The sequence below is a fragment of the Limosilactobacillus balticus genome (assembly GCF_014145615.1).
Taxonomy (GTDB): Bacteria; Bacillota; Bacilli; order Lactobacillales; family Lactobacillaceae; genus Limosilactobacillus; species Limosilactobacillus balticus.
In genome coordinates this window covers 63,030-88,048 of sequence record NZ_JACIVH010000066.1, presented here as the reverse complement: position 1 = coordinate 88,048, position 25,019 = coordinate 63,030, and the positions used below count along the sequence as shown (strand labels likewise).

The 25,019-nt window shown below is 39.9% G+C and carries 23 protein-coding genes; 4 read left to right on the top strand and 19 right to left on the bottom strand.

What is annotated here, in order from left to right; all coding sequences use genetic code 11:
• Positions 1-60: 60 nt before the first annotated feature.
• The 3 genes from H5S10_RS06545 to H5S10_RS06535 all read right to left on the bottom strand — a co-directional run bounded on the left by H5S10_RS06545 (position 61) and on the right by H5S10_RS06535 (position 3,067).
• On the bottom strand, positions 61-1,440 hold the full coding sequence (locus H5S10_RS06545) for a UDP-N-acetylmuramoyl-tripeptide--D-alanyl-D-alanine ligase (protein ID WP_182589114.1): 1,380 nt from the start codon (positions 1,438-1,440) through the stop codon (positions 61-63).
• 158 nt (positions 1,441-1,598) lie between these two features.
• On the bottom strand, positions 1,599-2,495 hold the full coding sequence (htpX, locus tag H5S10_RS06540; protein WP_182586514.1) for a zinc metalloprotease HtpX: 897 nt from the start codon (positions 2,493-2,495) through the stop codon (positions 1,599-1,601).
• Positions 2,496-2,497: 2 nt separating this feature from the next.
• Positions 2,498-3,067 (bottom strand): LemA family protein, encoded by a 570-nt coding sequence (locus H5S10_RS06535; protein WP_003667234.1) that lies wholly within the window; start codon positions 3,065-3,067, stop codon positions 2,498-2,500.
• Positions 3,068-3,197: 130 nt separating this feature from the next.
• Between H5S10_RS06535 and H5S10_RS06530 the strand changes: the two genes are divergently transcribed.
• The gene (locus tag H5S10_RS06530; RefSeq protein ID WP_182589113.1) at positions 3,198-3,662 is read left to right on the top strand and encodes a low molecular weight protein-tyrosine-phosphatase; all 465 of its coding nucleotides are present in this window, start codon (positions 3,198-3,200) and stop codon (positions 3,660-3,662) included.
• 38 nt (positions 3,663-3,700) lie between these two features.
• Here the strand turns inward: H5S10_RS06530 and H5S10_RS06525 are convergent, their stop codons facing one another.
• The 13 genes from H5S10_RS06525 to H5S10_RS06465 all read right to left on the bottom strand — a co-directional run bounded on the left by H5S10_RS06525 (position 3,701) and on the right by H5S10_RS06465 (position 18,417).
• Entirely contained in the window at positions 3,701-4,357 is a 657-nt protein-coding gene (locus H5S10_RS06525; RefSeq protein WP_182589112.1) for a histidine phosphatase family protein, read from the bottom strand.
• Positions 4,358-4,376: 19 nt separating this feature from the next.
• On the bottom strand, positions 4,377-5,243 hold the full coding sequence (gene fba / locus H5S10_RS06520) for a class II fructose-1,6-bisphosphate aldolase (RefSeq protein ID WP_182589111.1): 867 nt from the start codon (positions 5,241-5,243) through the stop codon (positions 4,377-4,379).
• Positions 5,244-5,254: 11 nt separating this feature from the next.
• Entirely contained in the window at positions 5,255-6,034 is a 780-nt protein-coding gene (gene tpiA / locus H5S10_RS06515; RefSeq protein ID WP_182586517.1) for a triose-phosphate isomerase, read from the bottom strand.
• Between the two features lie 12 nt (positions 6,035-6,046).
• Positions 6,047-7,834 (bottom strand): right-handed parallel beta-helix repeat-containing protein, encoded by a 1,788-nt coding sequence (locus H5S10_RS06510; protein ID WP_182589110.1) that lies wholly within the window; start codon positions 7,832-7,834, stop codon positions 6,047-6,049.
• Between the two features lie 15 nt (positions 7,835-7,849).
• Complete coding sequence (gene ppsA / locus H5S10_RS06505; RefSeq protein WP_182589109.1) at positions 7,850-10,231, bottom strand: phosphoenolpyruvate synthase; 2,382 nt, start codon at positions 10,229-10,231, stop codon at positions 7,850-7,852.
• A gap of 418 nt (positions 10,232-10,649) precedes the next feature.
• Positions 10,650-11,354 (bottom strand): class A sortase, encoded by a 705-nt coding sequence (locus H5S10_RS06500; protein WP_019254257.1) that lies wholly within the window; start codon positions 11,352-11,354, stop codon positions 10,650-10,652.
• A 49-nt stretch (positions 11,355-11,403) separates the two neighbouring features.
• Complete coding sequence (locus H5S10_RS06495; protein ID WP_182589108.1) at positions 11,404-12,294, bottom strand: alpha/beta hydrolase; 891 nt, start codon at positions 12,292-12,294, stop codon at positions 11,404-11,406.
• Positions 12,278-13,594, bottom strand: a complete 1,317-nt coding sequence (locus H5S10_RS06490) for a PTS transporter subunit EIIC (protein ID WP_182589107.1) — start codon at positions 13,592-13,594, stop codon at positions 12,278-12,280. Before H5S10_RS06490 ends, H5S10_RS06495 begins: the two co-directional genes overlap by 17 nt.
• Before the next feature lie 158 nt (positions 13,595-13,752).
• Positions 13,753-13,998, bottom strand: a complete 246-nt coding sequence (locus H5S10_RS06485; protein WP_003665599.1) for a type B 50S ribosomal protein L31 — start codon at positions 13,996-13,998, stop codon at positions 13,753-13,755.
• A gap of 92 nt (positions 13,999-14,090) precedes the next feature.
• The gene (locus H5S10_RS06480) at positions 14,091-15,368 is read right to left on the bottom strand and encodes a UDP-N-acetylglucosamine 1-carboxyvinyltransferase (protein WP_182586522.1); all 1,278 of its coding nucleotides are present in this window, start codon (positions 15,366-15,368) and stop codon (positions 14,091-14,093) included.
• A gap of 267 nt (positions 15,369-15,635) precedes the next feature.
• Positions 15,636-17,240 carry a CTP synthase gene (locus tag H5S10_RS06475; RefSeq protein ID WP_182589106.1) on the bottom strand — a complete coding sequence of 535 codons (1,605 nt, stop codon included), beginning with the start codon at positions 17,238-17,240 and terminating at the stop codon, positions 15,636-15,638.
• 175 nt (positions 17,241-17,415) lie between these two features.
• Positions 17,416-17,973: a DNA-directed RNA polymerase subunit delta gene (gene rpoE / locus H5S10_RS06470; protein ID WP_003674609.1), complete on the bottom strand. Its 558-nt coding sequence runs from the start codon at positions 17,971-17,973 to the stop codon at positions 17,416-17,418.
• 45 nt (positions 17,974-18,018) lie between these two features.
• A complete protein-coding gene (locus H5S10_RS06465; RefSeq protein ID WP_134988485.1) occupies positions 18,019-18,417 on the bottom strand; it encodes a DUF1934 domain-containing protein in 399 nt (132 codons plus the stop codon).
• 159 nt (positions 18,418-18,576) lie between these two features.
• On the opposite strand from H5S10_RS06465, the gene H5S10_RS06460 reads away from it, so the two are divergent.
• Genes H5S10_RS06460 through yidA form a run of 3 tightly spaced genes read left to right on the top strand, consistent with a single transcriptional unit; the run spans position 18,577 to position 21,591 of the window.
• Positions 18,577-19,401 (top strand): lipoate--protein ligase family protein, encoded by an 825-nt coding sequence (locus H5S10_RS06460; RefSeq protein ID WP_182589105.1) that lies wholly within the window; start codon positions 18,577-18,579, stop codon positions 19,399-19,401.
• A gap of 1 nt (position 19,402) precedes the next feature.
• Entirely contained in the window at positions 19,403-20,770 is a 1,368-nt protein-coding gene (locus tag H5S10_RS06455; RefSeq protein WP_182589104.1) for an HD domain-containing protein, read from the top strand.
• Positions 20,770-21,591, top strand: coding sequence for a sugar-phosphatase (gene yidA, locus H5S10_RS06450; protein ID WP_182589103.1), 822 nt, complete (start codon positions 20,770-20,772; stop codon positions 21,589-21,591). Before H5S10_RS06455 ends, yidA begins: the two co-directional genes overlap by 1 nt.
• Before the next feature lie 77 nt (positions 21,592-21,668).
• Here the strand turns inward: yidA and H5S10_RS06445 are convergent, their stop codons facing one another.
• The 3 genes from H5S10_RS06445 to glmU form a co-directional block, all read right to left on the bottom strand.
• On the bottom strand, positions 21,669-22,409 hold the full coding sequence (locus H5S10_RS06445; RefSeq protein ID WP_182589102.1) for a hypothetical protein: 741 nt from the start codon (positions 22,407-22,409) through the stop codon (positions 21,669-21,671).
• A gap of 179 nt (positions 22,410-22,588) precedes the next feature.
• Positions 22,589-23,575 (bottom strand): ribose-phosphate diphosphokinase, encoded by a 987-nt coding sequence (locus H5S10_RS06440; RefSeq protein WP_003665588.1) that lies wholly within the window; start codon positions 23,573-23,575, stop codon positions 22,589-22,591.
• Positions 23,576-23,649: 74 nt separating this feature from the next.
• Entirely contained in the window at positions 23,650-25,017 is a 1,368-nt protein-coding gene (gene glmU / locus H5S10_RS06435) for a bifunctional UDP-N-acetylglucosamine diphosphorylase/glucosamine-1-phosphate N-acetyltransferase GlmU (RefSeq protein ID WP_182589101.1), read from the bottom strand.
• Positions 25,018-25,019: the final 2 nt, after the last annotated feature.

Genomic DNA, 25,019 nt, shown 5'->3' with positions numbered 1-25,019 from the left:
CTAAAAATGACCAGTCGATTCATGATATAAGCATCAGTAATCGACTGGCAAATATATTAACTATTCTGCTTTTAATGCCGTCAAGACTTCTTCTAGGTGAATGCCATGGCTTGCTTTCAATAGAACAATATCTTCACCCGTCAAAGTAGCCGTAAGATCAGCAATTAATTGTTGAAGGTCACTGGCAGCATAATGATGGATATCTTCAGCTGGATAACCTTCTTGGATCAACTTATCTTTAAGATTTTTCATTTGTTCGCCTACAAGGTAAACACTAGCAATCTTTTGGTGGTCAATCTCTTCTGCTAAGCTCGCATGCAACTTTGGCGCAGCATCCCCTAATTCTAGCATGTCCCCTAATACGGCAATTCGGCGACCATCTACTGGCGTTTCCGCGATTGTTTTAAGGACTTCTTTGGCAGCGGTTGGGTTTGAATTGTAAACATCGCTTAAGATCTGTTCACCATTCTTTCCTTTAACCCATTCAGCACGATTTTCCGTTAATTCAACGTTGGCCAACGCTTGCTTCATATGGGCGGGAGTAATATGCAGAATCTTACCCACTTCCATAGCCGCTAACGCATTATTAATATTGTATTCACCAACCATTGGAATAGTGAATTCTTCATCTGGCCATTCGTTGACGGTAAATGATAACTGTCGTGGTTCATCGTGGACACTTGTTGCATACAAATTATTGCTTAGTTGCCGACCAAAGCGCATCTGTCGTTGGGTAAGATCTTTTACCCGTTCCTCTAATAATGGTTCATCCCCATTAAATACTAGTGTTCCATCTTCCTTTAGGCCATGGGCAATTTCCATCTTTGCATCAGCAATCTTATCACGAGTCCCGAAGAATTCGATATGTGCTTCCCCGATCATTGTAATAACGGCAATGTCAGGATTTACAAGCTTACTCAAGAAGTCAAGTTGGCCAAAACGATCCATGCCCATCTCAACCACCACTGCTTCGGTATTAGACTCCATGTTAAGAAGCGTTACTGGAACCCCAATCTCATTATTAAAATTAGCATATGTCTTTGTGACATTAAACTGTGTACTTAAGATTGACGCAATCATATCTTTAGTCGTCGTCTTACCATTACTTCCCGTAACCGCAACGACAATCGGATTGATCTTATGCAAGTAGTATTTACCTAGTTCTTGAAGGGCCGCTAGTGGATCATTAACGACTAATAACGGGTGCGTCTGATCTGTTATCTCATGGTCACTAGCCCATAAACTAGCTACTGCACCATTGGTAAAAGCACTCGGCACGTATTGGTGGCCGTCTTGAACACCTTGCAACGGAACAAATAAGCTCCCTTGATCTAAGTGGCGACTGTCAAATGACACACTAGTCACTTCTACGTCCTTCCATTGTTCAATGTCATTTTGTGCGTTGATCGCCTTGGCAATTTCCGCTAATTTCATTTTCATGAAAAAGATACCTCTTCTTTTGATACTTTGGTCTAGCTTTTTAATTATATCACCCTCACTGATATAAGGCGATTAAAAACGATGAGTCATGACTAAAAATAGCAGAGACTGAGAAAAAGCAAAAGTTTTTTCTCAGTCTCATCTCATTTATAATTTTATTACATTTGACGCAACCGTTCAATTCGCTTATCTAGCGGTGGGTGGGTGTCAAATAGATTTGAAAAAGGATGGTGCTTAGCGTTCTTTTCTGGATCGCTAATATATAAAGCTGAACTGCTTGGGTCCACATGTTTCATTGGTACGGCAGTTTTTAGCTTTTCTAATGCACTGATCATCCCTTGTGGATTACGTGTTAATTCAACAGCCCCAGCATCGGCTAAGTATTCCCGATTACGTGAAAGGGCCATCTGCGCAATGGTTGCTGCTAATGGCGCTAAGATAATCAAGAGAATCGAACCAAGGATTGCGAAAACACTTGATGGATTATCCCGGTCATCACTACTGCTCCGGCCACCAATCCACCAGAAATTTCCAGCAAAATTGACAAGCATCGCGATTGCTGATGCTAAGGCTAATGCAATTGTTTGCAGACGGATATCATAATTTCGAACGTGAGTCATTTCATGGGCCATTACCCCTTCTAGTTCCTCACGATTCATTTTTTCCATCAAACCAGTAGTAGCGGCCACGGCAGCATGCTCAGGATCATTACCAGTCGCAAAAGCATTGGGACTTGGGTCATTGATGATATAGACTTTCGGCATCGGTACCCGTGCAACCAAGGCCATATCTTCAACGATATGCCAAAGTTCTGGCGCATCACTCGCTGACCGTACCTCTGTCGCATTATTCATCCGCATCACTACATCAGTCGATTGACCAATGATTACAGACATATAGATCACCGCAATAATCGCCGCAATGATCATACCGCCAATTGCTGTCCGTGCAAACAAATATCCAATCGCCGCGCCGATTAAAGCAAGCAACACAAAGAACCCAAACATCACCAAAATTGTTTTTCGTTTATTACGGGCAATTTGCTGATATAACATGCTTAATCACCTAAATCATCAAATGAAACTTTTGGCACAGCCTTGGCTTCTTCTGGCACTTGTAAGTAATCCATTTGTTGGAAGTGATGAATTTTAGCCACAATATTGCTTGGGAAAGATTGGATCTTAGCATCTAAAGCCGCCACAGTACTGTTGTAAAGCTGCCGTGAGTAGGCAATCTTGTTTTCAGTATTGGTTAATTCTTCCATTAATTTTTGGTATTCAGCGCTTGCTTTTAAGTCTGGATAATTTTCAGCAACGGCAAACAATGTCCGTAAAGTTCCCGTTAACTCATTGGAAACTTCCATTTTTTTAGCATGATCACTGTCTGGAATACTATTTAATTCCGTCCGCAGCTTTGTTACCTTTTCCAAGGTCCCAGCTTCATACTTGCTGTAGCCCTTAACTGTTGAAATTAAGTTAGGGATCAAGTCGTTACGTCGTTGTAATTGAACATCAATTTGACTCCATGATTCTTGTGCGTGTGTCCGCAATTGAATCAAACTGTTGTAAAGTCCTGCATAAATAGCAATCAACAAGACAATGACAACAATTACAATAATAAGGGTCATTTTTGTTCCTCCTCTAAAAAATATTTGTCCTTAATTTTACCAAAAACTTAAGGATAGTGTTAGGATTACCGAATATTTTAGCAAAATATTATCATTTTCGGTATGATAGAAGTATAAATGAGGTGATTACATGAACGTTTTATTTGTCTGCTTAGGAAACATTTGTCGGTCACCAATGGCCGAGGCAATGTTTAAGCAAATGGTTGATGAGGCAGGATTAAATGGCAAAATCAATGTTGATTCTGCTGGAACAAGTAACGAAGAAGAAGGAAATGGCCCCCACCCCGGTGCCGCAAAGACAATGCACGCACACGGGCTATCAACGGATGGCTTAATCTCACGCCCAATTACACGACAAGACTTCGAGTGGGCTGATTACATTATCTGCATGGATAATATGAACAAGTACAACTTGCAACGCATTGCACCAGCGCAAGATCGTGATAAAGTCCATTTAGCATATGAAGTAATTCCCGGCAAAGAAGATCAAGAAATTCCTGATCCTTGGTATACTCACCGCTTTGAAGATACTTATAATAGCCTAAATGAGACATTACCACTATGGCTGGATAAAATTACTAAAGAATTATCATAATAACAAAAGAGGTTTGGAAAATAATTCCTTGCCTCTTTTTACAGTTTAAATTGATTGTATCCGGTAATTTCAACATCCTTAGCTGTTAGCTGAACCTTCATCAGCGCGCCATTATGTAAGTTTTCGTACTTATATCCAGGTTCGCCATACATCCCCGCAATATATTGGATGATCGATCCATGAGCTACTACAACCACATTACTCTCGTCAGGTAAGCTTTGCAAAAAGGCAATTGCCTGCTCTACACGAGTATTTAGTTCATTACTATCTTCTGCAAGATGGGCAGGATCGGCGGCTTTCAGTAAGTCATGCGCTTTTTCAACACCAAATTCATCAACTAATTCACCAATGCGCCGAAATCGCTTGCCTTCAAGATAGCTTGCCCAGATGGCTCCTTCCTCATTACTATGACCTTCAAAAGACCCATAAAATACTTCGCGGAAGAACTCCTTTTGAATTGGTTCCTTCATCGTCGCGGTTGGGTGATCCGCAATTAAAAGCCGTGCAGTGTCAACCGCGCGTTTTAAATCACTGGAGAAAAGGTAATCGATCCTTAAATCAGCTAAAACTTGCCCAATCTTTTTAGCATTCATCTTGCCTTTTTCTGTAAGCGGGGTATCTGACCATCCTTGCAAGCGGGCAAACTGGTTAAAGTACGTCTCACCATGCCGGACAAAGTAAACTGTGATTGCCATTCCATAACCTCCATTATAATTAGGCAACTGCTGGCGTGCCTAACCATTCAATCATATCTTTCATTTTAGCAGTTATCGCATCTGTTCCGGGAAGTAATAATTTCCGTGGATCATACCCTTTTTGCGCTTTATTGAGGTCTAATTCATTTTCAATATACTTCCGGGTTGCATCTTGGAACGCTAACTGGAATTCAGTATTGATATTTACCTTTGCAATCCCCATTGAAATTGCCTTTTGAACCTGTTCTCTAGGAATCCCTGAACCACCATGAAGCACTAGTGGAATATCAATCGCATTCGCAATTTCTTGAAGACGATCAAAGTCTAACCCTGGCCAGTTAGCAGGGTAAATGCCGTGGATATTACCAATCCCACAAGCAAGACGGTCCACCCCCATTGCGGCAAACGCCATTGCATCTTCAACGTCAGCGAGTTCTCCACTACTAGTATCCTGATTTTCTCCCACTTTACCGATTTCGGCTTCAACTGCAATGCCGCGTGAATGCGCTAATTGGACAATCTCTTTGGTTTTGGCATAATTTTCTTTAATCGGTAACTTATGGCCGTCAAACATAACTGACGAATATCCTAAGTTAATACATTCAATCGCTGCATCATAGTCACCATGATCAAGATTCAGGATAACGGGAACTTTAATTTCCATTGCATCCATCTGATCTTCAACCATATCTTTGACAAATTTATAACCACCCATATACTTGGCGGCTCCCATTGAAACTTGGATCAGTACTGGGGTATTAGTCTCAGCTGCTGCCCGCAAAATTGCCCGTGTCCATTCAAGATTATTAATATTATATGCCCCAATTGCATAGTGATTCTTCCGGGCATCATCAAAAAGTTTATTTCCGTTATCAAAGTAAGCCATCATTTTTCCTCCTAAATTACCTGTAACTTCTGCTTGCTCGCTAATTCGATATAATTGATCATTTGTAAAAAGCTTTCAATCTCGAGACTTGCACGTCCGATTAATGCCCCGTCAACATTTGGTTTACTCATAATTCGGCCAATGTTTTCGGGATTAACGCTGCCACCATAGAGTATTCGGACTTGCTCGCCAATTTCATTACCATACATTTCCACCAGGCTTTGACGAATTGCTTGACAGCCCTCTTCAGCAATGTCCGGATTTGCTTGGTGCGTGCTCCCAACGGCCCAACTTGGTTCATATGAAATAACAATCTGTGATAGCTTGTTAGCTGGTACCCCTTTAAGGACGCTTTTTAGTTGACGAAAGACATAATGAATTTGACCGTTAACTTCTGTTTGGACCATCTCTTCATCTGTACAAATGATTGGAAGAATGCCGGCATTGAGGGCTGCTAAAACTTTTTGATTAATCGAATCATTACTTTCATTGAACAGGCGTCGGCGCTCTAAATGTCCTAGCATCACATATGTCACACCCGCATCTGCCAAACTCCGCATACTAATTTCTCCAGTATACGGTCCCTCTAACTCAGCTGATGCATTTTGGGCAATAATTTGTAAGTTGGAAGATCCCGCCACTTTTTTCATGTTATATAGCGAAACTGCTTGTGCTGCGATCCCGATTTCTTTATTTGCTGGGAGCTTTTCTTTAATTGCTTTAACAAATGCGACGGATTCATGAACGTTTTTATTCATTTTCCAATTCGCAATAATAAACGGTTTGCGCATTCCTTTACCTCCTTAAAACAGTAGCCTAAATAAGCGTCGACTGTATTCTTCTTTTACATCAAAAGGTCCAGCTGTTACGCTAATTCCTTCACGATGGTTCCCCAAGAAATCCGTATCAAAATCACGGGCAGTCTCAGGAGTCGTACCAACTGCGATCACCCGACTGGTATCTTCGTTCAAGTAGTCGCAAATATTACTATCAAGAAATACCCCATCTTCATTTGAATTGATGTCGATTTTAACGTCTTCTTGTTCATTATTCATAAAGATATTTCCTGCTTTATTAGCTGGAATATAGCTTCGTTGTCCACTGGCAAGACCAACATAAGCGGCATTATCATCACTAATATGATTATTAACTGGTTGTTCACTTGCCTGTTCGTGGGCAAATGCAATTAATTTTGCCATTTCACTCTGGAGATTCTTCCGGATAAAGACATTGTTATAGAAACAGGAAGAATCGTAAGGAGCACTTTCTGTCACATTTTGTTGATGAAGGCGGTGGTAGTAAGGGTCTTTTTCAGCAACATTCGTATTGCTTAACCATTCCACACTACCATTAATTAGGTTATGAACGAGAAGGATACCCTTAGATTCGAGCTTAAGCGCACAATCTGATAATAAGAAATTGTTATCAATCAAGGTCACACCCATTGAATCTTTAATTTCAATATCTTCCCCAAGAGCTGTAACTAAGTCCTCGCGATTTTCATCTGTAACCTCGAATGAATCTGGCAGTGAATTGTTGTAGAACACATTCCGTGAAATTTGGGTATCTTCAACCTTGCCCCCAAGCCAAATTCCGCGCGTGCAATCATGAATGCAGTTGCGTAAAATCTTAGCCCCAATCGCTGGTGAAAGGTTGATCGCACTGACATCATCACTGACAAGGTTTTGCCGGACGTTAATGTTATAAATACTATTGTGTTCAATAATCGGTGATGGGTTGCCTTCAACACCGATTATTCCGGTCTGCCCACAATCATGAATCGTATTATTCTTAATCTGATGTGAATAAACCTTATCATCATCAAGTGTTGGAACAATATTTCGACCAAGGGAGATCCCGGAACACTTAGCGTGAGAAATGTCACACTTAGCAATCTTCCATCCTTGACCACGATTGGTACCAAGAATCCCCTTATTATATTGCGAAGATGCCCACCGACAAGCAGCTTTAGTCATTGTAAAGCCCGATAGGATAATATGATTAAGTCCCGCTTTTTCTGGGTAGAAACACGTCTCCCGGAAAGTTAGTTCAACATATTCCTCATTAGGATTTTGCGCTCGGAAGTTCGCATAGATTACGGTTGCATCTTCTGCTGGCAACTGTTCGGTATACCAGGTGTAACAGGTAAATTTCCGGTCTCGTGAAAGTTTATTTTCGCTTGGTGTTTCAACTTTTGCTAACTGATCAACCTCGTACATTGCTTTATTATTTAGGAAGATTTCACCAGCATGATTAAAAGTTTGATCGACTAAAACGTTGTATGGATTATAGTTACCAAAGTTGGCATTAGGGAGTTTTAATTGCCATACCGGACCAGCAACATGTTGCCAGCCAGTAACACGGTCAGCTCCCGTGATGATTGCCCGATTTTGCTTAGCGGATGCATAAATAATCGGCTTATCACTAGTTCCAGAATGTTGCGGATGAACTTCTTCATGATATTCACCCGGCATTACTTGGACATAATCCCCTGGTTGAGCAATATCTGCCGCTTGTTGGATGTACTTAAACGGAAACTCTTGTGAACCATTACCATTTTCAGAAGCATTAATATCAACAAAAATTTGCATTTTATTCAATCCTTTCTACCATGCATAACTTTCCACAGCTTGTCGTCCCTTGCCAGTCGCGTTATCCAGGATTATGCGCTGTTCAATCCTTGCCACATTCTGTTTTGTTTCTTTAACCATATCTGGATTAACTGAAATATAATCAATTCCTTGTTGAATTAAGAAAGATGCTAATTCAGGATATTCAGACGGTGCTTGCCCACATATTGATACCGTCTTGTTATCTTGGTGAGCAGTCTTAATAAGGTGACTAATCGCCCGTTTTACCGCAAGATTGCGTTCATCAAAGAGGTGAGCCACTGTATCATTGTTCCGATCACAGCCTAAAATAAGCATTGCTAAATCATTGGACCCAATCGAATAACCATCAACGTACTTGTTAAACTGATCCGCCAAGATGATATTACTTGGAATCTCGGCCATCATGTATACCTTAAAATCAGGCCCACGGTGTAACCCAGCCGCTGCCATTAATTTTGTAACTTTATCCGCTTCGGCAACGGTACGAACAAACGGAATCATTACATTGAGGTTCTTTAATTGAAATTCTTGACGCACCTTTTTTACCGCCGCCAGTTCTAGCTTAAAAGCTTCGATATATTTAGGATCATAGTACCGAGAAGCCCCACGCCATCCCAATAAGTCGGCAGGTTCATGCGGCTCATATTTATCACCGCCCGTTAAATTACGGTATTCTCCTGACTTAAAATCAGAAAAACGTAAAACCATCGGCCGCGGAGCAATCGCCCGGGCCACTTTAGCAATCCCATCCGCTAACATATCAACAACTTTTTCGGGATGACCAGTTTCAATTAAATAAAGGGGATGGTCATGAATATAAGTCGTCCAAAGAAATTCTTCTCGCATTAAGCCAATGCCATCAACCGGCAGTGCAGCATATTTATCTGCTAGTTCTGGATCGCCTAAATTCATCATGACTCTGGTTGCTGTCGGCGCGTAATATTCTGCACGGTGACATTCCGTTGTCTCTTTTTCGCCGTTAAATTGTTCTGCGAGATCACCTTGATAAACGACCCCATTTTTAGCATCGACGGTTACCTGCTCACCATCTTGCAGCATTTCAGTAACTGCTTGCCCACAGCTCTTAGTTCCAACGATACAAGGGATCTGCATTTCACGAGAAACAATCGCGGCATGGCAGGTCATTCCACCATTATCGGTGATGATTGCGGCTGCTTTTTTCATTGCCGGTACCCAGTCAGGGGAAGTCATCAACGTTACTAATATTTCTCCTGCTTCAAATTCATCAATATCTTTAGGATCTGCAATTACATGCACCTTTCCAGTTGAAACACCTGGACTTGCTGGTAACCCTTTGATCAATATTTTTTCGGTTTTGTTCATTGAGACAGTGGACTCCTTTGTTGCTTGCTTATTATTTTTATTTGACCAAACTGTTTCGGGACGCGCTTGCACTAGCCATAATCGATCTGTTCGTGCGTCTAACGCAAATTCCATATCCATGTAACAGCCATAGTGCTTTTCAATTTCTTTTGCGTATCCCGCTAATTCATGAATTTGGTCTTCGGTTAATGCTGGCTGGATTGCCCGGTCTGCTGGTACTGGTTCCTCATGCACTCCGCCACCAGGGGTTTGACACAATTCAATTGCCTTTGGAACTACAGAACGTTCTACTACTTGAAGGTTATCTTTATTAATTACAAAATGATCCGGTGTTACTTTTCCTAAAACAATGTATTCACCTAATCCCCAAATCGTATCAATAACAATTTGGGCATCATTTCCGTTCGCCACGTTAACTGAAAACATAACTCCAGAAGCTTTTGAGAAAACCATCATCTGGATAGCCGCCGATAAAGCCACTTTTTCATGAGGGAAATGTTGCTTATGCCGATAATAGGTTGCCCGATCGGTAAACAAGGACGCATAACATTCCTGAACCTTTGCTAATACCATTTCAGCACCACGCACGTTCAAATACGATTCTTGCTGCCCCGCAAAAGAGGCATTTGGTAAATCTTCAGCGGTCGCACTTGACCTAATTGCCACAAATGGTTCAGTTTCACCCATTTTTTCTGATAAGGCTGCATAAGCTTTTTTGATTGTCATAGCGATCTCACTTGGCATCGGTGCTTCGACAATCATCTGCCGAATATGTGAGCAAACTCGATGAAGTTCGTCAGCATTTTCATAGTCATTAATTTCAGCTAATAATCTATTAATTTGGTCGTTTAATCCCGTTTCCGCCATAAATTGACGATAAGCGTGAGTGGTTATTGCAAATCCATATGGAACTGGAATTTTCATTGCAGAAGTCATTTCACCTAAGGAAGAGGACTTCCCACCAACGAGATTAACGTCAGAGCGATGCAATTCATCAAACCATAAAACATTCTTTTGTTCGCGTTTTTCCATTACTGCATCTCCTTAAATTCAATGTATCTCCTTCTTAGGTGGTTCTTGAAAAAGAGTCAAGAAATTTATTTGCAACAAAAAAATGAGCAAACGGTGGCATTCTTGTCCGTTCGCTCATCTGTTTACTTAAAATTTATTTTAATTTGGCTGTTTTTTACCGTCATTGTGTTTTTCTTAATTTGGAATGGATTACAAATACAGGCAAAATCCACAAAATAAAAAGAGGATAGGAGAAAAAACTTTTGTTTTTTCTCTCAGCCTCAACTACTTTTATGAACAATAGAAAGATAACGTGGAACTAGCTTCGCGTCGCCACAAGGCTCGAGTCTAAGTACGAACGATAATCAGCCCGTGCCGTGCTAATCATCGTCCTAGCTTAGCCAACCGCCTTGTCGAGGAGGTTATTTCCCACTTCTTTTTAACGACCTGTTGTATATTTCTCGCTAAAATTCTTTTGCACATTTTGTGGTGCCTGCGTAAATGGTTCTGATTTAACAAATTTACCACGGATCATCAACCGATTGGCCCCGGTAGCGTCACAGGTAATCAAAGTAATAATCTTTTCCGGCGTATTATCTACCACATCAACCCGGGTCGCCGCAATGAATTCACGTTGATAAATCTTATATTCATAAACGCGATCCATGTTAGTGATATAAATCATCTGCCCCACCTTAGCATGATAGTACAATGGCGAAAATAAGATTTTACTCCCATGGGCCATATTATGACCAGCTAACGCATAGTTACCTTCCCCCATTTTCATGTCTGGACGAAGGGTTCCTGCTGCTAACGCGAGGGTTGTATTATCAACCCCATTAGCAATTGGAATCGTCATGTTAATAGCCGGAACCGTAATTGCTCCAATGGTATTAATCGATTGCTTATTTGCGCGAGCTTTCGCAGCCGTTTGTAAGTTAAGGTCTTTAACACTTTGAAAATCATAGGTTGCTTTTTTCTTTTGGTTGCTTTGAACTGTCTGACGGGTAATCTCAGGTTTATAACTACCTACTAAGTAAGACTTAATCTGTTGGTTAAAAATTAAAACAACTGAAATCAATAACAGTACAACAACCGCTGTCCACCGTAACCATTCAAATGATCGCTTTTTATCTTTTTTCACGATATTGAACTCCTTACTTCTTATTATGAACTTAGTATAACCTGCTTAATTAATTTTGAGTAGCCCCCTGCTTATTTTGTGAATTAGGATTACCGTTGTCATTTGGATCAAGCAGATACTCTTCAATCAACCGTACAATCTGTTTATTTTGTGGCAAGTTAGAGTGTTGCGCATCTTTCCCCGTGACCGTCATACTCGTATAATGGGCAACTTGTTTTTGGTAAATATACTTACCGGCATCGACGCTTCCTTCTGGGACGAGACCATCCGATGTATAAGTTTCTGTCCCCGCGACCGAATAAACTAATAGGTTTTTAGGAATCCTACTCCGATACTTTACAAAATCAGAAAACATTTGCGTTGGATGGCTAACAGAAGATTCCGCAAAGTTGTATGGCGTTCCCAGTGTCATTAACCTTTTAATTGTAATCGCATCTTTATATTCAGAGTAGTAATGTTCCAACCAATAAGTCCATACTAAGCCCCCATTGGAATGGCCAAACGCCTTAAAGTTATTAAAGTTGTACTCTTCCGTCAATCGTTCAAAAACCTGGTTAACCATTTGCGCTTGCTTCTTTATATTTTGATAACCATCACGATTATTTTCAAAGCCAATTACGATAATCGGTTCGTTATCGTCTCGATTTATCCATCCCTGCGAAACAATTTTACCATTGTTCTTTACTTCTAATCGCAACACACTATGCTTCTTAGGGCTATCTTCGTTAAGCTTACGAATAAGCGGATTAAAACGGTTTTGTGTTGCCGAACTTCCAGGAATCATAATTATCGGTGACATTCTAGAATTATGCTGGGCTGCTAAATATTTATTTGTATCTTTCATCCAAAAATATGCTGGAATTGCCATTAGGACTAAGATTAACATTAAGCCAATTAATACCAAACGAGTATGAAGAATTGGTTTAGTCATTCTTTTCATGACTAATCACGTCCTGTTCTGCTAATGTTAAGCGATTTTCAACTACTAGGGCCATTTTTACAAAGGGGATATAAACAACAATATCGATTAAAAGCAATACCAAGGTAAAAATCAAAATTCCCCAATTACCATTTGTCCCCAAAAAACTAATAAGCGGTCCTGGGGTCCCCTGTAAAACCGGATAAGGAGTTGAAGGGATTAAGTGAATCGTGATCGCTAAACTAGCAAGGAGAATGTTTACAATCGGTAAGAAGACAAAGGGGATAAGAAATAATGGATTAAACACAACCGGTAAGCCAATCATTGTTGCATAGTTAAAATTAAATAATGTTGGTAAGGCCGTCCACCGCGCAACACGATGCATATAGGAGCCATTAGAAGTTAACAAAATGGCAACTATTAAGGCCAGGATCAACCCATCACCCCCGAAGTTAGCAAATGAATTATAAAGAGAACTGCCTAAAAACTCATACGGTACATTCCACGGCGTTCCATGGGTGAGTGCATAGTTCAAGTTAGCAGTAAACGAATCTCCTGATGTTAATGCCATCGAAGTGTATGGAACACCTAATCCTAACCAATCAAATATTGTTAGACCCATCGTAGCTAATAACGTCAACCATAATTGCCGATGTTCTTGGGCGGTCGTAACTAAGGTAGAGTAACTCGTCGCCCAAGCATGATAAATCGTGTTGGAATTTAAGAAAAGAGCAACCGCCACTCCAAAAATAAGACTAATTGTCATTGGCAGCATTGAACTAAATGACCGTTCTTGTAATAACGGCAGTGCATTAGTATTCTCACCATCTTTTGGCGGAGTTAACCACCGATAAAGCTGGCCGATTCCATAACCAAGGATCAAAACGATTAACAGACTATTGCCGCTAAGGAGCCGCTGATAAAAGCTGAGTGAAAATTGTGGGGATGACTTACCATAACGATACGACATCAGTAAGAGGGTTAAAATAGCTGTTATTCCAGCAAATTTACCATCCCGGCGATATCTTTTGGCAGTGAACTTCGCTGCCATATAGACGGTATAGATCCCCAAAATTCCTAACGTCAATTGACTAATACTAGTTAATACAAATTGAATAACCCGTAACACGTTCTGTGGTATTACATCAAGAAAAGCAATATTATAAATAAACCCATCTGGTTTAAAAATAGTTTTCAAAATCATCTTTGCCATTGTTCCAATAAAAACAATGGGGAAAATCATAATTAATGTCTGCCGGGTTATCCGAACAAAAGAATAACGATGCAGGGCAATTATCTGATTAATTATTTTTTCATGCATAGGTAACCCCCCACTTTCTCAATTATCAATATTATACGCAGAGAAAGCTTAATACTTATAAGACACAAAATAACGTTGATAATAATTTATTGGGCTAAATGCAAAAAGCCGGGAAAAACTTTCGTTTTCCCGGCTTTTTTGCATAATAAGAAGTTCGATTACTTGAGACCGTACTTCTTGTTGAACTTGTCGACAGCACCGTCGGCTTGGGTAAACTTTTGCTTACCAGTGTAGAATGGGTGTGAATCTGAAGTAACTTCAACCCGAATTAATGGGTATTCATTACCGTCTTCCCACTTAACAGTTTCACTTGAAGTGGCTGTTGAGCCAGAGAGAAACTTGTAACCAGTAGATGAATCTTCAAAAACTACTGGATGATAATCTGGATGAATTCCTTGTTTCATAATTTATTACGCTCCTTTTGCCATGAATCATTGCCTGAAACATAGATAATCAACTTTAACAGGATACCACGATTTAAAGAAGTACGCAACTTCTAACCAATTTTTACTGAAGAATCGTCCTCAATAGAAACATTGGCATGAAGGCGGTTAAGCTTCCATACAATTCGATCGTAACCACGTAAAATATTTCCGGCATTATTAATTACAGTTTGTCCATCTGCCATTAATCCAGCAATGGTTAAAGCCGCTCCTGCACGAATCTCACCTGCAGAAACCTCTGCGCCATGAAGCTTTTCTGTATGTTTAACGACGATCATCCCATCATGCGCTTCAATCTTCATCCCCATTTTTTGTAATTGGGAAATATGTTTTACACGCTTGGGATAAATAGTATCAACAATCGTACTATCACCATCAGCAAGTGACATCAACGGGGTAAGCGGCTGTTGTAAATCAGTAGCAAAACCAGGGAATGGCATCGTCTTAACAGTAACTGGATGTAAATAACTGGATTTTGGTACATAAATCTTATCGCTATCAATTTGAAGTTCAACACCCATTTCAATCATTTTACTTGTAAATGATTCTAAGTGTTCAGGGATAACATTGTGGATCATAACACCATCGCCAAGCGCTGCTGCCAATGATAGGTATGTTCCTGCTTCAATTCGATCTGCAATAATTGTATGAGTATTCATTGACTGAAGTGTCTTTACTCCAGTGATACGGATAGTATCAGTTCCAGCACCCCGAATTTTGGCGCCCATATTATTTAAGAATGTTGCTAAATCAATAATTTCCGGCTCACGAGCTGCATTTTCAATAATCGTTGTTCCTTCAGCGCGAACAGCTGCTAAGGTAGCATTAATCGTTGCACCAACTGATACCATATCTAAAAAGATCCGAGACCCATGTAAGCCATTCGGCGCATCTAAATGAACAGTACCCTTTTCTTCGCTAACGGTTGCTCCAAGTGCTTTAAATGCTTTTAAGTGTTGGTCAATTGGGCGGGGGCCGATATTATCGCCTCCCGGAAATGTTAATGTCGCGCGATGGAAACGACCTAATAATGCACCCATAAAGTAATAGGAAGCCCGAAGACTTTTAATTGCCTTGCTTGGAAGTTCAGCTTCTACGATTTGTGTTGGATCAATATCTAAAACTCCGTGACTAAACTCGGACTTTACATTCATTGACTCCAAAATAATCATCAGATTGTGAACATCCAAGATATCTGGAACCGTGTCAAACTCTACAGGGGTATCCGCAAGAATAGCAGCTGGAATTAATGCCACTGTACTATTTTTGGCACCACCGATCGTGACTTCGCCAGAAAGACGGTTTCCTCCTTGAATGATCATTTTCTTCATTTCTGCGTTTCCTCACTTAAAAATTTTAGTCTGTTTTTCATTTAAGCTAAGTTAATGATTATTTCAGTTACAAAACAGTCAACTGTAATGATAATGAAATATCAAGAGAATTACAACCTTTTATAAACAATCTTAAAAAAAATCATAAGGTCAGGTCAAAAATTAGCATATTTAACTTAAAATTTAACAATTTTACTAAATAAAAACAAGAGAAGTGACATTCTTGCCCCCATCTCTTGTATTAAATATATTATACACTTTAAATTTTTATTTGTCCTCAGCGGCTGCTTTCACAAATGCAGCAAATAATCCTTCTGGGTGGTTAGGACGAGACTTGAATTCTGGGTGGTACTGAGCAGCCACGAAGAACTTTTTATCAGGAATTTCAACTACTTCAACTAAATTCCGATCTGGGTTCACCCCAGAGATAACCAAGCCATGGTTTTCCATTTCTTGACGGTAGTCGTTGTTAAATTCATAACGGTGACGGTGACGTTCACTGATCATTGATTGGTTACCATAAGCCGCTGCAGCAACTGTTCCTGGCTTAAGCTTACATGGATATGCACCAAGCCGTTGTGTTCCTCCCATATCTTCAATGTCCGCTTGGTCTGCCATCAAGTCAATAATATTGTGTTTAGTGTTTGTATCAAATTCAGTTGAGTTTGCATCAGTGTAACCTAATACATCTCGTGCAAATTCAATACATGCTGTTTGCATCCCTAAGCAAATACCGAGGTAAGGAACATCATTTTCCCGAGCATACTTAATTGCAGTGATCATTCCTTCTACTCCCCGGTTTCCAAAACCACCAGGAACAAGAATCCCATCGTAATCTTTCAAGGTCTCTTCAACATTTTCTGGAGTAATGTTTTCAGCATTAAAGTGATCAATCTTTACCTTTGCATTTACAGGATAACCAGCATGACGTAATGATTCATTAACTGAAATATAAGCATCCTGTAAGTCAGTATACTTACCAACCATCGCAATCTTAACGGTCTTAGTTAAGTCATGTTCGATATGATTTACCATTTCTGTCCATTCTGTCATGTCAGCTTCTGGTACATCTAAACCAAAGTGGTCGACAACCAATTGATCCATTCCTTGCTTTTGTAAGTTTAACGGAATTTCGTAAAGGGTATGAACATCCATTGATTCAACAACGGCTTTAGGATCAACATCACAGAATAAGGCAATCTTCTTCCGCATATCATCAGTAATTGGTTGCTCTGTCCGCACAACTAAAATATTGGGTTGGATTCCTAAACCACGTAATTCGCGAACACTGTGTTGAGTTGGCTTAGTCTTCATTTCACCAGCAGCACGAAGATATGGGACTAAGGTAGTGTGGATGTACAACACATTTTCACTACCCACTTCTTCTTTCATTTGGCGAATAGCTTCCATGAATGGTTGTGATTCAATATCCCCAACTGTCCCACCAATTTCAGTAATTACAACTTCAGCATCAGTACTTTCACCAGCGCGCTTAATCTTATCCTTAATGGCATTAGTGATGTGTGGAATAACTTGTACTGTCCCACCAAGGTAATCCCCACGGCGTTCCTTACGAAGAACTTCAGAGTAGATTTTACCCGTTGTAACATTTGAATATTTATTGAGATCATTATCGATAAAACGTTCATAGTGACCAAGGTCCAAATCAGTTTCTGTGCCGTCATCAGTCACAAAAACTTCACCGTGTTGGTATGGACTCATCGTACCGGGATCAACATTGATGTAAGGATCGAATTTTTGGATCGCAATCTTTAGGCCCCGATTTTTTAATAATCGTCCTAAAGAGGCAGCAACGATTCCCTTTCCTAATGATGATACAACTCCACCGGTTACAAAAATGTATTTCGTCATTGTCGTCTACTCCTTTTTTATATTTGCGGGTGTGATAATAGAAAAAACTCCCTATTTCAAATAAAACACTGAAACAGGGAGCTTATTTATCTACGAACTTATTGGCCTGTCTTTACAGGCGCCCAAGAAAGATAATACAGGGTCAACAAATAATAGTCAAGCACAAAGTTGAAAATTATTCGTCATCCTCGTCTTCATCTTCTTCATCATGTAATTCTGATAGCTGACCTTCAATACCATCATCAAGATCATCATCGTCGTCACTGAAGTCATCAGTGTCGTCATCATAATCATCTTCAGAATCGGCATCATCGTCAGTATCAAGATCCTCATCTTCAGGATCATCATTGTCATAGTCAATTACATCGTCATCGTCATCGGTGTCTGCGAGGAAGGCATTGACTTTACGCCGCTTCTTCTTTGGACGATCATCCTCTTCATCTTCTTCGTTTTCACCAACTGTGGCTTCATCGATAGATTCGAATGGATACCAAGCACGCAGACCCCAGGTGTTGTCACCAAGGGAAATAAAACTGCCATCAACATTTAAGTCAGTATAGAACTGTGCAAGACGTTCACGAATTTCCTCATCACTCTTACCCAGATATTGCTGAACCTCGTTGGTCAAATCAACAAACGCCATTGCTTCTCCATGGTGAGCTAAAATAGCGTGTGCGACTTCAATCATTGAAAGTTCTGATTTGTCCTGACCGTCAAAAACCTTTAAATCCAAATTGGTGCACATCCCTTCAAAAAGTCTAAACTACATCATACAATATTAAGCAGCAAATTGCAATTCTAGTTGGTAACTCCCTATTAATTGTCCCGCTTGTTTTAGTTGATACTTAACAGAAAGGTGACCAGCCGGGGCCTTTACATCAACGTCTTTTTCCAAACTTTCTGTTAACACATCAATTTTAATCATGCCGTATTCTGTTTGATACCGCATGATGGTTTCTTGTGTTGGGTCTAAAAATAGGTTTGTTTCGACATTTCCACGCCTTCTTAAGCGAATCAGCTCATCTTCAAATTTAATTTGCACCGGCGTTTCTTGACCATCTTGGTGTTCAATGTACCGTAAATAATACTTGCCATTCATTTCAACAAAAGTACCTTCTTCAGTAAAGGTAAATTTTTCTTGCTGTCCATTCTGATCAATGATCGTTGAGAGATCCACATGGACAGGAATTACACTTTTGATAATAACCTCCTCCTTTCACTTTCTTCATCGTCATTATTATACTCTTTTTACTAATAAATACCCCGTGAAACGTCCATGTTCTCACGAGTTCTTGTATAATATAGATATATTATTTCACAGAAAAGAAGAAGTACGATGCCTAATTTTAAGAATCAATGTTTTCAACAGTTTATTCAACCTTTATCTCCCGCAGACAATCTTTCGTCTTTCATCTATACCAACGCTTTGTTACGTTCAGCCAACGACCTTAAATTCCCCCTTCTTCATTTTTGGACATTAGAAGATACGGTTATTTTAGGATTAAAAGATCAACGCTTGCCACATTTATCAACTGCCCTTACTACACTTACGCACCATGGTTTCCACTATTTCATGCGTAATTCAGGGGGATTGGCAGTTGTGAGCGACGACGGTATTTTAAATCTGTCAATTTTCTATCCCTGGCACCTTGAAGACCATGAATTAACTATTGATGAAGCATACCAGCGGATGGTTGACCTAATTCAGGCAGCTTTCCCTAACCTAGCAATCGCTACTAGGGAAATCACTCATTCGTACTGTCCGGGAAGTTTTGACATCAGTGTTAACGGCCAAAAGATCGGCGGAATCTCTCAACGCCGAAACAAATTAGGCGTTACAGTAATGCTCTACTTAAGCGTCGGTGGTAATCAACAAGATCGGGGTAAGTTAATTCGTGACTTCTACGATACAGGATTGCAACAAAATCAAAACAAGTGGCATTTCCCAGATGTTTGGCCGGGGGCGATGACGACTGTTTCTAAAGTACTTAATACGCAATTAAGCGTTCACGATGCAATTCAGCGAATCCAATCAGTCGTTCAAATTACTACTCCTAACAGCCTCAATAACTTAATATGGTCACCTAATTTTATATCAACCCTCAATAAAGAACTAATCAGCATGGAACGTTTACAAGAACGTTTAGAGAAAGAAGATTAATATGAATCACTTTTATGACGAAAAACTTCGCCGTGAAAAGGTTTTTCGGGATCCAATTCACGGACAAATTATTGTCGATAATCAAATTATTATGGACTTAATTAATACTCCTGAGTTTCAACGATTACGACGAATCAAGCAACTAGGAACATCCTCATTTACCTTTCATGGTGCCGAGCATTCCCGCTTTGGCCATTGCTTAGGAGTCTATGAAATTACCCGCCAAATGTGCAACTATTTTCAACGAAACTATCCTAGTCAGCAGCCTGGCGATGGCCTATGGGATGATCATGAACGACCGGTTGCTTTATGCGCAGCCCTCCTCCATGATTTAGGGCATGGGCCTTATTCCCACACATTTGAACATATTTTCCATACAAACCATGAGCAAATTACACGCCAGTTGATCACTGATAGTAGTACTAATATCAACAAGATATTACAACGGGTTTCACCTGACTTCCCCCATCAAGTTGCCAGTGTAATCGATCATACTTATGAAAATCCTCAAGTAGTTCAAATGATTTCAAGTCAGGTTGATGCGGACCGGATGGACTACTTACAGCGAGACGCGTATTACACAGGAACAAACTACGGAAAGTTTGATCTTGATCGTGTTCTTCATGTTATGCGACCGGTTAAGAGAGGGATTGCCTTTGAAATTTCGGGGATGCATGCGGTAGAAGATTACATTATCAGCCGACTTCAGATGTATCTGCAAGTCTACTTCCATCCCGTTTCCCGTTCAATGGAAGTTATCTTGGACCACCTCTTGATGCGGGCAAAACATATTTACCAGCATCCAAATGACTTTGAACCTGACTTCACCCCTCATATGCTGATGCCATTTTTTAATGGTAAGTTCACCCTGGATGACTATTTGGCGCTTGACGATGGTGTTTTAACCACTTATTTTATTCATTGGACCCATTCTCGTGATGATATTTTAAGTGACCTTGCTAGTCGTTTTCTTAATCGCCGTCCATTTAAATCAGTCATTTATGATCAAAATACACAAAAATTTTTACCTACTTTGCGCAAACTCATCCAAACTGCTGGATTTAATAGCCAGTACTACACCGCAGTTAACGATAGCTTTAAACTCCCATATGATACTTATCATCCACAAGATTCTAATACCCAAACGCAAATTGAGCTTCTCCAACCTAATGGCGATTTTATTGAGTTATCCCAAGTTAGTACCTTAGTCGCTAGCGTATCCGGACGAGAAGCCGGAGATCAACGGTTCTTTTTCCCAAAAGAGATGCTTGAAACGCGAAACAATATTGAAATTTTCGAACCAATCTATGAAGAATTCCAAAGCTATATCAAGAATAATCATATTATTAACCCAAAGGAGCAAAAATAATGCCAATTAAATTAGTCGCAATCGATATCGACGGAACATTAATCAATGACCAGCGTGAAATCACACCACAAACTGTTGCCGCAATAAAAAAAGCCAGCGTACAAGGAGTAAAGATCGTCTTATGCACTGGCCGCCCAATGACTGGCGTAAAAGCATACCTTGACCAATTGGGCTTAAATGATTCAGATAACGAATTTGTTATTAGTTTCAACGGTGCACTAGCCCAATCAACTAGTGGCAACGTCTTGGTAAATTACACAATGTCTTTCGATGATTATGCCGACTGGCAAACTTATTGTATTAAAGAAGGCGTCAAGTCCCAAATTGAAACGCGAGATTACATCTACACAATTAATCGAGATCTAAGTCCATATACCGTCTACGAGTCAGATCTTGTAAGTATGCCAATCCGTTACCGCACCTTTGAAGAACTTTCCAAAATGCAAGATCAATACGTTATAGCCAAAGCAATGATGGTTGATACTAAAGAACAAATTGACAAAGCATGGACAGAGCTTCCGGCAGAAATGCGTGATCGCTTTTCAATTGTCCGCAGCGAAGACTTTTATTTGGAATTCATGAATAAACAAGCAAGTAAAGGAAATGCCCTTCAATTACTTAGTAAAGAACTAGAAATTAAAAAAGAAGAAGTAATGGCTCTCGGTAACGCGCAAAACGATGATTCAATGATCGAATTTGCTGGCTTGGGAGTAGCAATGGGAAACTCAATTCCTGGCACCTTAAAGATCGCTGACGTAACAACCGCTGATAATAATCATGATGGGGTTGGCAAAGCGATTGAAGAATATGTTCTTAAGTAAAACAGAGATAAAAAGCAAGAAGCGTACTTTCGAAAAAGTTACACCTCTTGCTTTTATTTTTTGTCATCTTTTATATATTAAGCGATCTTTGTTACCGCTCCAGTTTGGCTATTGTATTGGTAAATACCGATTAAGTTAGCAACAGTGTTATCACTATTGTTTTGACGTACTTCAAATTTGTAAACATTACCAGTCTTACCAGTTGGCATAATTTGGTAACCTTGGGAGCCACTAAAGCCCATCTTATTAGCAAATTGTTGTACTACATTATCACTAGTTGCATCGGATGCAGCTTGGTTAGCAGCAGAGGATGATTGTTGGGTTGCTGAGCTTGTAGAACCAGACTGCTTATTTGTTTGCTTGCTATTAGTAGATGATGAAGTTTGAGAACTAGTAGAACCTTGTGCAGAACTTACTTTACTTTGTAAGTCAGCGTATGCATTGCGCATTGCCGGACTAGTAGACTTTTGTGATTTCAAATTGTTCTTAGCACCATCATAATCGCCATTTTCATATGCTTTTTGGGCATCCATATAGCTTTGTAAATCATCAGCAAGTGCTTCCGTTTGAGCATTATGATCGTTTAATTGGCTTAATTGTTCATATGCTCCTTCATAATTATGATTTTGGATAAGCTTATTAGCTGTACGATAAGCCTTTGAAGCTTTACTTTCGGAAGAACGGACAGACGACGATGTGCTGGAAGAACTTGTATCACTACTTGACGCAGATTGTTTACCACAACCAGCTAGGGCAAAGATAGTAGCGACTGCAGCTGTTCCAACCATTGCTTTTTTGAAAAACTTAATTGTTGTCATTTTTCTCCTCCTTATTTCACATCGTATTATAACATGAATTGATAATGACTGTTTGTCTTTCCTAAATCTTTATCTTCTTTTAAACACAGAAATGGGAAACAAGAAAGGCCGAAAGAAAACGAAACTATTTTCCTTCCGACCTCACTTTATTTACTAAATTCAGTTTACTTTAAGTATTATTACTTTTCCAATTGTGCACTTTGGAATACTTGCTTAAATAATGGACTAACAGGACGATTTTCGTTAATCCGTTTGATTGCATCCCCAATTAGTGGCGCAACTGATACCTGCTTGATTTTATCGATTTGTTTTTCCTTTGGTAATTGGATTGAGTCCGTCACAACCACTTCTTTAAGCGGTGCATTACGTAAACGTTCAATTGCTGGGCCAGATAATACCGCATGAGTACATGATGCGTAGACTTCTTCTGCTCCTGCATCTATCAAGGCTTGCGAACCTAAACTAATAGTTCCTGCAGTATCAATCATATCATCAATCATAATACATTTTTTACCCTTAACGTCCCCAATAATATTCATGATTTGAGCAACGTTCGCCCGTGGACGCCGCTTATCAATAATCGCAATTGGCGACTTTAAGAACTCAGCAAGTGCTCGTGCCCGTGTTACTCCACCATGATCAGGAGAAATAACAACTGCATTTTCAGCAACACCCTGGTTGATAAAATACTCTGCTAAAAGAGGAGCACCCATCAAATGATCGACAGGGATATCAAAGAACCCTTGAATTTGTGCGGCATGAAGATCAAGTGCAATAATCCGATCAACACCGGAATTTTGCAACATATTAGCAACTAATTTAGCAGTAATTGGTTCACGGCTCCGTGCTTTTCGGTCTTGACGGGCATAACCATAGTATGGCATCACCACATTAATCGTCTTGGCACTAGCACGTCGAAGCGCATCTACCATAATTAACAACTCCATTAAGTTGTCATTAACTGGGGCAGAAGTCGACTGGATGACATAAACATTGTCTCCCCGCACACTTTCCTCAATATTAATTTGGATCTCACCATCACTAAAACGATTAACAGATAATTTTCCTAAATCAACACCGACATGCTTAGCAATCTTTTCTGCTAAGGGACGGTTTGAATTTAACGCAAAGATTTTTAAATTTTGATCAAAATATTGCTGTGTCATTAGGTCCTCCGCTGATTAATAAAAGTTATACTACTACCACTTACATAATATAAATTAGTGAGGCAAAAAGCAAGTTACCACGGGAGCTTCTTAGCATAATTTTCTTTATTAACCTGCCGTGCCCGCGCAATTGCCATATCATATTGTTCCGTACTATCTGTGATGGTCGAACCTGCAGCCACAAATGAATCTTTAGCAATATTAACTGGAGCCACTAAGTTACTGTTACTACCGATAAAGGCATGGTTACCAACATTGGTATGGTGCTTATTTGTCCCATCGTAGTTAACAAAGACTACACCACAGCCAACATTAATATTCTTACCTAAAGTAGCGTTACCGATATAAGTCAAGTGACCAACCTTTGTTCCTTCACCAATGTAAGCCTTCTTGACCTCACAGAAGTTACCAATGTGAACATTTTCGCCAATTTCGGCTTCTGGACGGAGATGGCTATTAGGACCAATATCACTGCCATTGTGCATTTCTGCTTCTTGAAGAGTAGAAGAAATAATTTTAACCCCATCGTGAATCTTGGAATCAGTGATCCGTGAACCAGCACCGATATAACAATCGTTACCAATTTCTGTATGACCCTTGATTACAACGCCACCTTCAATAACGGTATCACGACCAATCTTAACATCAGCATCAATATAAGTTGTTTCAGGATCAATCATTGAAACTCCTTCACGCATCCAATGAGTATTAATCCGGTTACGCATTACCTTGTTTGCGCGTGCAAGAGCAACTCGGTCATTTACCCCCATTGATTCATCAAAGTTATCCATCTTGTAGGCTGTTACAATCTCATTTTCTTGTTTTAAGATGCCAATAACATCAGTTAAATAATACTCACCCTGCGCATTATCATTCGTAATCTTGCTAAGGGCTGCAAATAGTTTCTTGTTATCAAAACAATAAACCCCAGTATTAATTTCCTTAATTGCCTGTTCTTGAACAGTGGCATCCTTTTGTTCGACGATGCGTTCAACGATTCCAACATCATTTCGAACTATCCGACCATAACCAGTTGGGTCAGGAGCGATAGAAGTTAAAATAGTGGCTGCCGCATGCCGTTGTTCGTGATATTCGAAGAGCTTTTCAAAAGTCTCAGCGGTAAATAATGGAGTATCACCGCTAACTATAATAGTTTCACCATCTTCATTTGCAAGAAGGTCTTTCGTTTGCATTACGGCATGCCCAGTTCCAAGTTGTTGTTCCTGAAGAGCATACTTAGTACGATGTCCCAATTGTTGTTCAACTGTCTCCGCTCCAAAACCAACAATCGTAATAATATTATCAATCTTGGCCTTTTCCAATTGGGTTAAAACATGCTCAACCATTGTCTTACCACAAACTTGGTGTAAAACTTTGTATAACTTTGAGCGCATCCGTGTACCTTTACCAGCAGCTAAAATAATTGCATTACGTTTTGTCATTT